Consider the following 15,299-nt stretch of genomic DNA (forward strand, 5'->3'; position numbering starts at 1 on the left):
TTGCTTAATGCAAGGCTAAAGCCATGTCCTACATGTCAATTTATTTAATGCGTTTATATTAAATATTTCTCCTTGTAGTTGCAATTTTCTTTAGGGCAATAAAGAAAATCTCCTGTTTTTTTCGAAGTCTTTAAAACGAGATAATTCCAGTTACATTCAGGACAAGCTTTTTCAATTATTTTATCTCCAGATACATACTTACAATCAGGGTAAGAGCTACATGTATAATACTCTCTTCCTCTTTTTCCTCTTCTTTTTATCAATTTTCCACCACACCCATTCGGGCAAAGAAAATCAGTCTCTTCTTTATTTTTCTTTATATAATTACAATTCGGATAATTTGAACAGGCTACAAATAGGCCATATTTTCCCTTTCGATATTGAAGAGGGGAACTGCATTGAGGGCATTTTTCATCGAGAAATTTCTTTTTCTTCGGTATGAGAGGAGACGTGTAATCGCAATCAGGATAATTAGAACAGGAAAGAAAACTTCCATATTTACCACTCTTTATTACAAGTAAATTTCCACATTTTGGGCATTTCTCTTCTGTTGGAATTCCTTTTGACTTTGAGCTTTCCATAATTTTATAAGCATTTTTTAATTTCTCATCGAGAATCGAATAAAAGTTTCTCAAAGAATTTACCCATTCTTCCTCGCCCTCTGAAATTCTGTCTAACTCTTTTTCCATGTTTGCTGTAAATTCATAATCCATTAATTCAGGAAAATGCTTTATTAAAAGATCAACCACATGCATTCCAAGTTCTGTTGGGACAAACTTTCCATCCTCTTTAAAAACATAAACTCTATTTTGAAGGGTTGAGATAATCGTTGCATAAGTGCTCGGTCTTCCAATTCCTTTTTCTTCAAGCTCCCTAACCAGGGAAGCCTCAGAATATCTTGGTGGTGGCTGGGTAAAATTCTGCTTCGGAATTAACTCTTCAAGTTTAAGAATCTCACCTTCTTTTGCCTCAGGTAACTGAATCTTTTCATCTTTATCCTCGGAAACCCCTGCTAAAATTAGGTATCCAGGGAAAAGTATCACTTCTCCCTCTGAAATAAATAGATATTTTCCTGCATTGATAAAGAACTTGGTTTCTTCGATTAAAGCTGAGGCCATCTGGAAGCCTACGAATCTTTTCCATACCAATGAGTAAAGATTGAACTCATCTTTAGATAGATAGGATTTAATCGATTCAGGTGTTCTAAATACAGAAGTCGGCCTTATTGCTTCATGGGCATCCTGGGCTTTTCTCTTGTTTCTCCATATGTTCGGCTTCTGAGGTAAGAAATTTTCAGAAAAATTGCTCTTTATAAATTCTCTTGCTTCATTTATCGAATCCCATGAAATCCTAAAAGAATCAGTCCTCATATAAGTTATAAGGCCAACCGGACCTTCATCTCCGATTTCTACTCCTTCGTAAAGTTTCTGAGCAATGTTCATTGTCTTTTTTACTGGAAAACCAAGCCTTCTGTATGATTCCTGTTGTAAAGAACTTGTGATAAAAGGAGGGGGTGGATGCTTTTTCTTCTCTTTTTTTTCAATTTTATCGAGAATAAAATTTAGCTTTTTAAGTTCTTCAACAATTTCATTCGCCTGAGGTTCATTTTTTATCTCAGCCTTTTCTCCTTCAATCTTTGAAAGCTTTGATTTAAAAGAAGGGGGGTTTTCCGCTGAAAGAATTGCAGTGATTGTCCAGTACTCCTCTGGAACAAAAGCTTTTATCTCTTTTTCTCTTTCACAGATCATTCTTAAAGCCACTGATTGGACTCTTCCTGCCGATAAGCCTTTCCCAACCTTTTTCCATAAAAGAGGAGAAACCAAATATCCTGCGAGTCTATCGAGAACTCTCCTTGTCTGTTGAGCCATAACTTTGTTCACATCAATATCTCCATAATTTCTAAAAGCTTCCCTTATTGCTTTCTCTGTAATTTCATGGAATAGCACTCGATATATTCTTGGATTGATCTTCTCAAGAATTTCCTTAAGATGCCATGAAATTGCCTCTCCTTCTCTGTCAGGGTCTGTCGCTATAAATACACCTTCAGCTCCATCAGCACTTTTCTTTAATTCTGCAATTATTTTCTTCCTCTGGGGAATTATCTGATAGTGGGGTTTGAAGTCATTTTCTATGTCCACTGCCAATTTACTCTTTGGAAGATCTTTCACATGACCCATAGAGGCTTTTACTAAATAATTTCTGCCAAGGTATTTGTATATAGTTTTAGATTTTGCCGGTGATTCAACAATTACAAGCTGTTTTCCCATTTTTCTGAATTCAGAAACAAATTTTTTTTAATCATTTATATTAAATAATTTTTGTCGCAGATGCAAATTTATCAGTTCCCCTGATATTTTAAAAGAAGTTTCAAGTCCATTTTATTTTTCATAACTCAGTTCCCAGACATCATTGTAGAGAGACCCCCATCTGGGCACGCCTGCCCAACCACCATAGATGAACATTCTTTTGCCATCGGACGCAGCCGTGAAGGGTGCTCTGGGTGATGGAAGCGAACCAGTAAACTCCAATTTCTCCCACTCAAGGGTATCGAGATTTAGCGAGTATGTTTCACCCAGGGCCGATTGCCGCTGCCAATTTCCATCCCAACCTCCAAAGATAATCAATCGGTTCAAATCCTCCAGAAGGGCATGCCCTACATAGCCCCTGGCGCTTGGAGGATTCTTGGTCTGAAGTTTTGTCCAGGTCCAGTTTCGCAGGTCCAAGACATAAACCTCTGATAGATAACTCTCACGGTCAGTGAAGGTAGAGCCCATGAACATAATCGCTCGATGATTTCTCCTGTCCAAGGCAACGGCTGGGTTAGTGTGGGGCGGAGGAATATCTCCTTTCGATTCGATTTTCGTCCATTGACCTGTTTTCAAATCGAACAAAGTAATTTGGTTTATAGAACCTGCACCGTGAAGATTCCCAAAGGGAGTCAGGCAGCCTCCAAAAAGGAGTATTTTTTCATCCCCTATATAAAGCATGGCAGTTCGCACCATGCGTGGATGGTGTTCTCCCTTGGTTTTTATCACACTCCATCTACTTGTTTTGAGATCAAAGGAATATACGTTGTAATCTGCGAACATCAAACCTGTTCCATCTGAGCCAAATACAACCATCCGGTCGCTTTCTGGAATATAAGCAGCAGAATGCATTGCCCTGGGCTCAGGAATTTCACCCCTCGCCCCAATAGCCTCGAGCTTCGTCCAGGTGTTCTTATCCAGATCTACAGCCCAGATATCATTGTAATTTCTTCCATGAAGCCCTCCGCCAAATAAAATCAGGCGATTTCTCTTACTGTCATAAATGAGTGAAACAAATTCGCGATCGGCGAAGGGGCCCTGACCATCGAGCTCTAATTTTTTCCAGACGAATCTCAGCGGGTTATTTTGTGCATCTGCTTCTGGGATGGTGAAAGCAAATGCCAGGGAAAACAGAATGCAGATGTTAATAAATTTCCTGCATAAAGGGTTGTTAAGATACCAACCTTTACTCCTAAACATTGTTAACCTCCTTTTCTTTTTATCGTTCCCCATTTAACATCTTATAAAATAGCCTTTCTATCTCCACCAACAACCTTGGGTCTTGTTTACTCAGAAATTCAATAAATCTCGCTCCCCCTTCATAAAACGAGATTCTACTAAAAGGCTCTCCTACGTAATGATTTTCTTCAAGATCGAGCCTAAGCCTGACTTGATTTTCGATAAAACGCGCTAACCCTTCTTTCCATTCCTGCCAAACCATATATTCAAAATCGTTTTTGGCCAAAATCCGCTTTAATTCGCTACGATATTTAGAAATGTCATGAGGTTTATTTTCTTCCAATGCTTTTAAAAATAGAGAATAGGTTTTAGTGAATTCGTTGTTATCATAGGGAAAGGGATGGTTTAACTCCCATGCATAGTCTTTTTTGGCCATTGCTTTTTGAGCTATATCTAACTTTTCTTTGAGTTTTTGTTCACAGATCTCAAATTGATAACAATGGAGGAATTCATGAAAGATTGAAGCGTAGCCTTCAAGAGACTCAAAAACTTCACCTGAGATTACACAGACCATCTTACCTCCATAGGACTGGAGTGGAAAGGCAGCTCTTACGCCTTTGGCAATGGGCATCGGAGTGGGTGCCTTTTTAATGAAGATATACCTCTTTTTAGATGAATCGGCATCAAAGATAAAGAAGTAGCTACCTTCTACAATAGCAATGGGAAATGTTTTTTCTAAGAAAGGGTGGATATCTCTGATCTTATTTTGTATTTCAAATATCTTTTGTAAACTGTCATGGTATTTCAATTGCACTTCTCTCGACTGTTTCCAACGAGCGAGTCCTTTTTCTATATCAAGATGTTGCAACATGAGCGGATAGTAATCTCGCAGCGCCGCTTCACTCTTTTCATACGCCTCCAACTGCTCGTAAAAGAATCGCTCTAGGATGTAACCTTGTCTGTATTCGTCCATCATGTCAGCGCGCAGTTGTTCCGTCCACTTGGGGTCTCTTGTGTCGAGGTACTTCAGGGCAATGGCTCTCACCAGACACTCATCAAAAAAATGCGTAATAGTTTTTGTCTTGAATTGGTCTTGAAATTCCGGGAGTTGCATGGCCGCTTCAAACAGGGGCTGTGCCCGCTGCTGTTGTGGGCGATAGCGCTCATCATAGCTGACCGGATTAGTGATAGAATGGATAAATTCGTGCGGATTGTAGCCCCATTGGTCTGGAGGTCCATTCTGCGGCCCTTCAATGGAATAAAGGGTATCCTGCCAAACAAAGGCAAAAGCATATTCATAGGATAGCAGAAAGTTTGGAATAACTAAGGCCTGTACCACCTCGCCGCGGCCAGCCAACTCCGCTGGACTTTGAACACGACAATACTTCATCACTTTTGAGACCTCGCGCTGAATCGCAGAAAGATAGCCTTCGACAGCCTTTTGGTAATCTCCGCGAACGCCTTCATAGATCGCTTCTATCGGAACAGCGGCGTAGAAATCCCGCAACAACGCGGGTAGTTCCGCCAGTGCGCTGAATCGAGGACGATCGGCGATCTCTCTCCATTGCTCGGTAAAGCGAAACTCGGGTGGACCTGAGGTGGCCATGGTTACCACCGTATAGGTATATGGTTCCGCCCGATGCTTTTGATAAAACGTTTGCACGCGTTCCTTCAACGGACCGGGCGTCACCTCAAAGAGGCGTTCGCGCACTCGCTTTCGAACAGGGTGCATGCCGTTGGGATTGTTTTCCTCGTCGTAACCAGCCGCGTTGAGGAAAGCGAAAACAGTGAAAATGGTCTTGTTTTCCGTTAGACGAATTCGATTGGTGATAAACTGGTCAAGACTCAATGTAGGCGTATCTTTGTCGTGAAATAAGTCATCCTTTAGGCCGATGTTAAACTTTGCCTCTTTGATTTCTCTCCTGCTTTCCAACTTGCCGTTGACATATACCTCCGCTTTAAAGGGAATCATAAACTTTCCATCCACTTTGCGATAATCGGAGAACCTTATCTCCCTTTGCAATCGGGCAAAGGGTATGCTCTCCAAAAGATAGGTGATGAGGAGGGACTGTTTATCTAGCCAGATCTGGGTAGAAGTTGTCCCACCTTCGCTGGCACCAATTACATAAACCTCTCTTCCATCTACTTTTTTCGTATGCATTACATCGGCAGCAACGGAAAGTCTGTGGTCTTGACCTTTTCCTTCGATGTCTCCAGTGAGTTGATGAAGAAACTGCTCAAAGGTTGAACTGTAAAGAGTGAAAGGAAGATACTGAAGATTCTGATCCACTTCTGGAACGCCGCGCCTGGCTTCTTTTTCACTCATGAGGATGCCATCTTTCCAAATGGATGCTTTCCCCTCGGGCGTCTCGACCTTCCAGAACGCTGGTGATTTGAAATAGACCTTTTGCTCAAACCTCTTGGGTTCGCCACTTTTCTCTGAAGTGCCTCCTACTCGACTATCGTATTCTTCGACTACCTCCGTTAACACTACATCCTGAAACCCTGCGCCCTGCGCTTTAGCTTTGTTTATCAACTCACTAAGGAATTTCCGGTTGGGAGGGCCTTCTTTTATCATCCTGTCACGAACTTCTTCAGGGACAGGGGCAAAGGCCACCTCGATAGCACCAGCAGCAGTGGGGATGCGATTTTTCAGAGCTAAAGTCTTCGGCTCAAGGATCAAAATCTCCGGGGCTTTGCCTCTTTTTAGCAAGATTAACTTCTTTCCATCCGGAGTAAATCCTCCAAATTCTGGAAAGCCTCCTGTCTTTAGCATCTTGTGGAATTCAACCTTCGGCTTGTCACCGAAATCTGTCCAGTAGCTGTAAATCTCACCGTTTATTTCTTCTTCTGCTTCTACTTCATACATTCCTTCCCTGCCATCGGTTGTGATGACAATCTGCTTGCCATCGGGCCGAATCAAAATCGCACGACAGAGTTTACCCACCTTGACTGTCAAAACATTCTCGATGGATTTTGTATCAATGATGGAGATGTCATCAGTTGTCTTATTGGCAACAATGGCATATCGGCCGTTGGGTGTGATTTGAACATCATGAGGATTTAGCCCGACTTTTACGTTCTTCACCAATTTTTTCTCTTTTGTATCATAGACAGCAATGGAGTCATAAGTGACTTTCGGAGCGTTAGGGTCAACAAAACCAGCGATGTTCATCTGAGTGATGTAAAGGTAATGGTCATCAGGAGTTAAGGCTCCTCGCCAGTAATCTTTAATCAGAATAGGAGTCTGTGACAAAAGTTCCCGTGCAATATAGTCAACTTCAAAAATAGCGCTGGCATCGGATGAGACAACAAAGTATCGGCGATTGTCATGGGCAAAGATGGGATTGCTGATGCCTCTAATTCTGACATCATTTTTCTCCGTATGGATAACGGTTGTGGTCAGTGTTCGCCAGTTCAACACCCAGATTTGTTTACCATCGTATGTTGCTCGAATCCATGCTGGTGCCTCACCTCCATAGATTTTCCCAACGACTTTATCAGCTGAAAAATCCACAACGAGGATGTGATTGTTTCTTCCAACGGATAGATAGCCTAAGGTGATCTGCGCATCTCTTTTCAAGCCAGTAAACCCCGTTAGAAAGTCTTCACTTTCTAACGGGGTAAACATTGCAGCAAACAAAATGCTGATTAATACTAAAACAAAGGATTTAAATCTCTTCATTTTTATTTCCTCCTTTATTTAAAAAAGATCTAACCTTTTCCTCCCTTAGCCTTTACTCTAAATTCTTTCTTTCCGTTATCCATCATCTCCTTTTAGATTGGTTTCTTTAGGCACTAAAGCACTGTTTTTCTTATCTGCTCCCAATCCTAATCCCGGACCACTCCTCCATGTCACTATCTTCTTCGATTAATCTCCTTTTTTCATTTATCATTATTTGACTAATGTCTTCCTTCTTTTAGCTGACCTCCTCAAAATTTTGCTGCTCTCAAAGACCGAATCAAAGAATTTGTTTGCTTCTGAAGTTAAAAGTTCCCGATACTCCAAGTAGATTTTTTTCGCCTTTGAGCCTGCCCAATTAACAGGGAGTAATTCCAGGGGCAACATAGGATCATCCATTGCAATATCAATAAATTCCACCGTCAATCGGAACCTTTGTACAAAACATTCTCCTGGATCTACTGCTTCCTTTCTTTCTATCTTGCGTTTATGTGCGGCAAGAAGAGAGGCATATTGGTTGTAAAATTCCTTGTAGCATCTCTCCAACCCTCGAATATCCCAAACTTTAGATATTAATTCCTGCTCTTCACGGAAACCTGTATATTTTGCCTCAAAGGTCTCCACATACTCCGCTACCTTAAGCTTGTCAAAAATCCTCTCCAGTTCTTCTTTGAAATCATATGGCGAGATCCACAAAGAACTGCCCAAACTTCCATAACCCAATCTCCGCAACTCATCCCGCAGGGTATCTCGCAAGGAGCGCAACTCCTCAGGTATCGTATATACAAGAAGCCTCCATTTTTTATCCCAGGGTTTGGGCTCCCGTTCTAAGGCTCGATGTTTCCCTTTTAGCATCCACTCTTTTCCTTTTTCGCTGAGGGAATAATAACTCTGACGTCCTATCTTACGGCTCTGAATTAGTCCTTGTTTAGCCATTCTCGATAAAGCAAGGCGAACAGCAGTTTCAGAGAGATTAAAAGGTTTAAGGAGCTTTATTAAACTGCTCACCCAAATCTCTCCCCCACGCGGCATGATATATCCTCCAAACAATGTAAAGATTATCGTTAATGTCCGCACTCTGAACCTTTATTATTATATCATAATTTTATATTTCATTTTTTTTACGACATATTAAATTTTAATATTATTAGCTGTGTGAGAAATTGTTTGTTAATGAAGATGTTAAGGGATAGCACACTAGTGCTTAGTTGCATAAGTTCTAACTCCGTCATTCCCGCAGGTCTTAAGCGGGAATCTATTGATTTTACTGGATTCCTGCTTTCGCAGGAATGACAACATAAGACACTAATTTACGCAACTAAGTACTAGCAAAGGTTTATTGAAACTCTTAAGGAAACATCAATGCTTCTGAGACTTCTTTCTGAAAATTTTCTTTGTCAAATACGAAGGATTTTATAGGCTTTGCATTCACAAAACATCCTTCAACATTGCCCCTTTTTTTGACCTCTTCAGGCTCTTCGGATTTACTTATCCAACGCATCGGTATTCCTTGAGCAACTTCCTTTATTTCTTGTTCTGCCTTTTTCAGAAAGGAATAGGAAAAAGGGCAAAAAGAAGGGCCGTAGATGAGTAAGACTTTGCCTTTATCCTCTTCTTGAGGGATGTAGCCTTCAGTTTTTTGAGTTTCCGTAATATACACAGGATCACGCCTCCCTTTGACAGGTTGATAGATAAAACCTTTCTTAAGAGGATAATACAGAAAGTCAGGGTCATCTCCCACCTGCTTGAACCCCTTCTTTGTGAAAAAGAGCCGGGCAGAATACTGACCGGGTTTTTCACCTGCAAAGGTTTGCGTTACAAGGGCTAATGGAAACTTATTGTCAAACCAAACTCTGGGCTTTTTCATATCTTCTATCAGACTGGATAACAGTTTTGTTGCAACTTCTTTTCGCCAGTTCTCTTTTTCAGGGACATAGATGCAATAGATATAGATAATTCTCTCTGGGGGAACGGGTTTATACTGGATGAGTCCTACTGGAGTGGATTCTCTATATGCTAATTTGGCGAAGGAGCTCCACATTTGAAGCATCTCCATAGCCCATTTTCTCTTCTCCTCCATTCCTTTTATAAACGCGGGATCCTCTCTCTTTTCAGAGGGAATACATATCTGACAAAGATCATCTATGTTTTCCTCTGTAACATTTTTTATTCTAATCTTTTCCATTTACCTTTTTCTCCTTATTAATACAACCGAATTAAATGAGTTGATTTGAGCATTTTTATCTTACCCTCTTTTAAAAAATTTTATCATACCCTTCCGTGCCATTTCTAAACTTTTAAGTCTATCTACCAATCTTATTGTAATGTTCAATTTTGCAGAAGTGGGTTCAAGGAGCTCGAAGACTTCATATTTCTTTACCTGTATTTCGATGGGCATGATCCCTGTTTTTTCAATACATTCCAGGAAACTTTTCTGGAATTCCTCTCTATAGTCTGTCAGTTTTGTTACATGGGCATGGAAAATGAAACCTGAACCCTGGTCAACGAATAAAAATACATATGGGAAATAAGGTCTCTCATCTTCTTTTTTAATCGGGGTTGGAGCATGGAAGAAATCTACTTCCCAGATTAGATTGGTTTGTCTGATATTCCGCTTTATCCTTTGAATACGGATTTCGTCCCATGTTTCACTTGATATTTTTTCAATCTTCAAAGATGTTGGTTGCAGGTATTCATCTTTCCAGATTAGAGTATTTTTTCTAACCTCAGGAACTCTCACAAGATAATAATTTTTTTCAGGAGGATAAAGCACTTTCTTATTTTCTTTACAGCGTAAACACACCTCTTTTGTTTGCTGTAAAACAAGGGTTAAATAAATTATCTCATTTTTATTTAAAAACCATGGGAAATAACCGGGTTTATAGTTTCTGAATATTGGCCAGGAATTTGGTCCTCTGAATTTCAATCCTAAATCTTTTATTATCTGCAAATCCTCTTTTTGTAAAAATTTTCTATCTTCAAATGATGCCATCAAGCAGTCTTGAATATACAAGGAATCTGGATCACCAGGTTGAACTTGCCCTGATTGAATTTTTAAATATGACTCCAATCCCTTTGTACCTAAATAAACAGCCAAGCCAAAAAATTCTCCTGAATTTCCCAGCACGCAACAGTAACCTATTTCGCTGTTTTCAGGATTCTGAACCCCGAATAAATCTGAATCAAACATCCACTCCCAACTCTTGATGTTTTTGAATTCTATGGCTTCAAAGTAAAGGCCTCTCCATTCTTGAAGAGAAGGCAAAGATTTATCCATTTCCATTCTCTTTCTATATTAGATTTATTAATATATCAAAATTGGAGGTTCGAATACAACTTTACACGTACAATTTCCATATAGATTCTTAATGAGGCAATAGGGTTCCTAAAGATTTATCGAGACTCATTAGATAATTTTTTGACAGAAGTTTATAAAAGTTTTTTCTGAAAGGTTTTCCCAGGATTTTGAATTATGGCTCCTTTTAATTCAAGGTTTAGAAGGTGTGAGTGAAGTATAAAAACAGGGATTCCTGTTTTAACAGAAATTTCATCTATTGGAGTTGCTTCATCAGACTTTAGAATCTCAAATATTTTGCTTTCATCCTGAGTTAATTCAATTTCAATTTTTTCTTTTTTTATTAAAAATTGTTCTCTTATTCGATGGGGAAGCTCTTCTACAACATCTTCCCAGGTTTCAACCAATTTCGCTCCACTTTTAATTAAAAAATTCGTTCCTCTGCTTAATTCCGAGGTTATATTCCCTGGAACAGCCATAACTTCTCTTCCCTGATCGAGAGCATACCCTGCTGTTATCAATGAACCACTTCTGATTGAGGCTTCAATCACTACAACTCCATATGAAATTCCGCTTATAGTTCTGTTTCTCACAGGAAAATTCTGGCTAAATGGGGGAGTTCCCAATGGAAATTCTGAAATAACTACCCCCTTCTTCTCCAATTCAACCATCAGAGATTTATTTTCTTTAGGATACACAATATCTATTCCACAACCTAAAACACCGATTGTTTTTCCTTTGCCAATCGCAGCCTTATGAGCAATCGAATCGATTCCTCTCGCCAACCCACTTACCACAACCAATCCTCTTTCTGCTAAGTCAGACGAAATCCTTTCTGCAACGTTTTTTCCATATGGAGAAAAATTTCTCGTTCCGACTATGGCTATTGAAGGTATCTTTAATAAATCCGAATCGCCTTTAATGTATAGACATCTTGGAGGGTCCTGGATTTCCCTTAAAAGAGGAGGGAAATTTTCATCATCATATGAAATAACTCTTGCACCTATTTTTTCTGCATTATAAAGCTCTTCTTCAGCAATTTTAAAAATCTTTCCTGTTAAAATAAGCTCTTGATTTGATTCCTTCATACCAATTTCACTTAATTCTCTTTGGTCCATACTGAATATTTCTTCAGGGGTAATTTCTCTTTCTTTCAATTTTCTTAAAATTGATGAATTGGTAGAAAATAATATCTGCAAAGCAACAGAAATTATCTCAGTTCTTTCAAAAATCATATTGAATATTTCTAAATTAAATTCTCAAAAAATACAACCCCCCCTTTATGTTAGTAACTAATAAAGGGAGGGTCAGGTTTTCATTATTCTTTATTCAAAATTTAAATCTCTTAATTGATTTCCGATTATATTATTCATAAAATATGTTATACTAAGCGAAAAATGAATAATGAAGATCTGACCCCTCATATGAATTGGAAATTTAAAATAATGTACGGGCAGGAATTCCTGGTTTTTTTTGAAATAGATAAAAATTTAATTCAGTATGGTTTTTCAACAAAAAGAATAAAACCTGAGGAATTTTTTAAGAAAATCAAAGAATCAAATTTCAGATATTTTACTCTCCATCAGATTCATTCGGACAGGATATTCAGAGTTTCTCATAATTCTCTAAATAATTATTATGCAGATGGACTTATTTCAGATGAATCAGGAATATTTCTTTTAATAAAAACAGCTGATTGTCTTCCGATTTTTCTACTCGATAAAGATGAGAAATATTTCGGAGCTATTCACTCAGGATGGAAAGGAACTTACAAACAGATTGCAAAAAAAGCTGTCTTTAAGATGGAAAAAGAATTTGGGATAACACCTGAGAGTTTAATCGCAATGATAGGACCTGGAATTGGCGAATGCTGCTATGAAATAGGAGAGGAATTGGCAAAAAAATTTTTAAATAAAAATGCATCTGGAGTTAAATTTAAAAACGACAAATTTTATTTAAATCTTCGAGAATTGAACAAAAATCAAATGATTGAAATGGGTGTTAAGGAAGAAAATATATATCAATTAGACCTTTGCACTAAATGCAATAAAGATTTATTCTACTCTTACAGAAGAGAAAAGGGAACAAAAGCAAGAATGTATTCTTTTATCGGGATAAAATAATTTTTCAATATATAAATGAAAAAACATAGATTCATTCTATGCAACAACTCATCCTGTTAGGTTCATGGATGAATGATTGAGCTGCTATTTTTATAGCCTCACTAAAAGTAGGAAAGATATGCACTGTATCAATAATATCCTCTATGGTTAACCCTAATTTAATCGCTAAAGTTGCCTCATGAATTATCTCAGATGCTAACCTGGAGACAATATGGACGCCTAAAATTTTTTTTGATTCTGGATGAAGAACCATGTAAATTAAACCTCTTGTATCATCTATTATCTTAGCTTTTGGAATTCTATCCATCTTAACCATCTGGCATAAACAAGTACCAAATATTCTCATAGAATCTTCTTCCTTAATTCCAACGCTGGCAATCTGTGGTGAAGTAAATATTGCATAAGGAATAATGCTGTAATCCATCTTAGTCTTCGCATTTTTTAATGCATTTTGTGCGGCTATATTCCCCTCTTTAAATTCTAAAGCACATAGCTCAATATGGCAATGAAAGTCTAATATCTAACAGGGTGAAACTGAAATGGAGAGTTGCTGATCTGAGAGATGAGAGAGAGGTGGTCTTTGAGTGTTTTTTATAGGGTTTCGGAAATTTAACTTCTTCAAGCTCCGGCCAGAGCGAAAGATTTGGGAAGTAACAGTGACGTAACAAGGCTTTACCTCCTTTCTGTTTTTTTCATAGAGTATATTTTATCAAAAGATTGACTATGAGGAAGAAGAAATTGGGGGTGAAGCCAAAAATTAGAGCTTGAAAACCCGCGTCGCAACTGGGTTTTTAAAGTTGAAAACGCTCTGGTAATAAAGGAGATATTTGATGAACTTCTGTCTCTCATTGAAATCTCTCATATAAAGTGTGTAATCTTTATCATCTTTTTTTATTTAATCATCAACCAAAATTATTTCTCAATAAATTTCATTGAATATTTTCTAATATGAGGAAAAGGCTCTGAAAAAGTTAGATAAATATTTCCTTGGTAATCATTTGCGATAACTGACTCTTTCCAATCTTGATCAACTTCAGCTGATGGAATAGAAAGAAGCCATCTCCCATTTTCATCAAAAAAATCGAGATATGAATAGAATTCTTTATTTTTAAAATTAAGATCTCTAATTAAATGAATAATTTTTCCATCCGGAAGAGATATTATATCCCAAGTTCCTGATTCAGGGCGTATGATACCCATTTCATCTCTGAAAGGTGGTTTAAAAAAGGGAGCCTTACGAGAAAAACTTAATAGCAATTCGCCGTTCTCTGAATATTTTCTTATTTCATAAGGGTAAAAAAAACTATAGTAAATGTTTCCATCTTTATCTGAACATAGATTTCCCGTATAACTAGTATAAATTAAGATATCTTTATTATTTTTTTCGCAAAAGCTACCTTCTAATTCTCCATTAAAAACATTAAATCTATGCACCCAATATTTACTTTTACTTCTTACATCTGTTATATATAATTTTCCACTCTTACCAACTATAATATCTCCTGGATAAAAGCGTAAGGTTATAGATTTTTTAAATACCCCTTTTGAATCTAATATTATAATTCTCGGTGGACTCAAATCTGTAATATATAAATTATTTTGTGAATCTAAAGCGAACCTTCTTGGTTCTGAAAATTCTCCTGGGCCAACCCCTTTAATACCTCCATAAGACTGTAAAAATTTTCCATCTTGCGCAAATTTCTGTATTCTATAATTTTTGAAATCAAGAACATAAATGTTGCCATGTTGATCTACCTCAATATCTGTAATTCCTCCAAAAATGTATTCTTCTTTATCAAAATCGTCTGTGCCAATTTTTAGTAGTAATTTAAACTCTACAGACTTTTTACCTTTCCAAGCTTCGACTTTGGAAATAATCAGCTTATCTGAATCTCTTTTTTTAATTTCTTTATTTTTTGATAAGACTAAGGGAAACAACATGATAAGGAAAAATATTAATATTTTATATTTCATTATAATTTTTCTGCTTTGAATATTCTGAACTAGGGATGCTGACATCTATTATTTTATTTTTACTATCGAGAGTTATCCTTAAGGGAGAGTGTTTAAATTCCATTTTTTGTCTGATTGAATCAGAAGGGTCGATTAAGATAGGAAACTTAATCCCCCTATTCTTAATAAAAGTAAGCAGACCACTTATATCTGGACTATTGGAAATCCCCAAAATAAATACTTCATTATCTCCAAATATTCTATCAATTTTTTTCCATAAAATGTATTCTTGAAGACAAGAAGGACAATTATCTAAATTAAAAATAATAATAACTTTTAATAAAGCTTTAGAATTATTTAATCTCCAAATTTGACCGTGTAAATCCTCCAAGGTAAAATCTATAAAAGTATCTCCAATAAAAGATTCCCCATTTAGTTTTTTTGTTGGACCTGCTTTTGATTCAAGTTTATTTCGAATCTTATAATATATTTTGTAATTTTCTTTTATATCTTTTAAAAGATTAAAACCAAATAAAAGTAGAAATATTAATAGAAAAAAAGTAAAAATCACTTTTATCGTTTCTTTATTCATAATCCTTTTAGTAGTTCTTTAATCATATAAATTTTTCTTGTAATTCGAAATTTTTCCCATATAAGATATAGATCTACTAATAAAGCGGAGAAGAAAAGTATAAATAAAACAATCTCTATTTTCTTGAGTATATTTTTCATTTTAAACCTACAAATTTTTTTCTTTTAGT

General features: G+C 37.1%; 12 protein-coding genes. 1 reads left to right on the plus strand and 11 read right to left on the minus strand.

All coding sequences use genetic code 11. From position 1 onward, the window contains the following. Positions 1-53: 53 nt before the first annotated feature. The 7 genes from topA to dprA all read right to left on the minus strand — a co-directional run bounded on the left by topA (position 54) and on the right by dprA (position 11,697). Positions 54-2,267 carry a type I DNA topoisomerase gene (gene topA / locus AB1410_02490; protein ID MEW6455571.1) on the minus strand — a complete coding sequence of 738 codons (2,214 nt, stop codon included), beginning with the start codon at positions 2,265-2,267 and terminating at the stop codon, positions 54-56. 111 nt (positions 2,268-2,378) lie between these two features. Further along, positions 2,379-3,506, minus strand: a complete 1,128-nt coding sequence (locus AB1410_02495; protein MEW6455572.1) for a kelch repeat-containing protein — start codon at positions 3,504-3,506, stop codon at positions 2,379-2,381. Positions 3,507-3,525: 19 nt separating this feature from the next. Continuing rightward, a complete protein-coding gene (locus AB1410_02500) occupies positions 3,526-7,170 on the minus strand; it encodes a beta-propeller fold lactonase family protein (GenBank protein ID MEW6455573.1) in 3,645 nt (1,214 codons plus the stop codon). 210 nt (positions 7,171-7,380) lie between these two features. Further along, positions 7,381-8,244, minus strand: a complete 864-nt coding sequence (locus tag AB1410_02505; protein MEW6455574.1) for a PaaX family transcriptional regulator C-terminal domain-containing protein — start codon at positions 8,242-8,244, stop codon at positions 7,381-7,383. 271 nt (positions 8,245-8,515) lie between these two features. After that, positions 8,516-9,352 (minus strand): GNAT family N-acetyltransferase, encoded by an 837-nt coding sequence (locus tag AB1410_02510; GenBank protein ID MEW6455575.1) that lies wholly within the window; start codon positions 9,350-9,352, stop codon positions 8,516-8,518. Between the two features lie 60 nt (positions 9,353-9,412). Further along, a complete protein-coding gene (locus AB1410_02515; protein ID MEW6455576.1) occupies positions 9,413-10,444 on the minus strand; it encodes a hypothetical protein in 1,032 nt (343 codons plus the stop codon). 152 nt (positions 10,445-10,596) lie between these two features. Next, positions 10,597-11,697 (minus strand): DNA-processing protein DprA, encoded by a 1,101-nt coding sequence (gene dprA, locus AB1410_02520; GenBank protein ID MEW6455577.1) that lies wholly within the window; start codon positions 11,695-11,697, stop codon positions 10,597-10,599. A 189-nt stretch (positions 11,698-11,886) separates the two neighbouring features. Between dprA and pgeF the strand changes: the two genes are divergently transcribed. After that, entirely contained in the window at positions 11,887-12,585 is a 699-nt protein-coding gene (pgeF, locus tag AB1410_02525) for a peptidoglycan editing factor PgeF (protein MEW6455578.1), read from the plus strand. 31 nt (positions 12,586-12,616) lie between these two features. Here the strand turns inward: pgeF and AB1410_02530 are convergent, their stop codons facing one another. The 4 genes from AB1410_02530 to AB1410_02545 all read right to left on the minus strand — a co-directional run bounded on the left by AB1410_02530 (position 12,617) and on the right by AB1410_02545 (position 15,270). Beyond that, entirely contained in the window at positions 12,617-13,009 is a 393-nt protein-coding gene (locus AB1410_02530) for a hypothetical protein (protein ID MEW6455579.1), read from the minus strand. A 488-nt stretch (positions 13,010-13,497) separates the two neighbouring features. Further along, a complete protein-coding gene (locus tag AB1410_02535; GenBank protein ID MEW6455580.1) occupies positions 13,498-14,559 on the minus strand; it encodes an NHL repeat-containing protein in 1,062 nt (353 codons plus the stop codon). Next, positions 14,549-15,130, minus strand: a complete 582-nt coding sequence (locus AB1410_02540; GenBank protein MEW6455581.1) for a redoxin domain-containing protein — start codon at positions 15,128-15,130, stop codon at positions 14,549-14,551. Before AB1410_02540 ends, AB1410_02535 begins: the two co-directional genes overlap by 11 nt. Beyond that, positions 15,127-15,270 (minus strand): hypothetical protein, encoded by a 144-nt coding sequence (locus AB1410_02545; protein MEW6455582.1) that lies wholly within the window; start codon positions 15,268-15,270, stop codon positions 15,127-15,129. The genes AB1410_02540 and AB1410_02545 overlap by 4 nt, the downstream gene beginning before the upstream one ends. Positions 15,271-15,299 lie beyond the last annotated feature (29 nt).

Source organism: Acidobacteriota bacterium (genome assembly GCA_040756905.1).
Classification (GTDB): Bacteria; Acidobacteriota; Aminicenantia; order JBFLYD01; family JBFLYD01; genus JBFLYD01.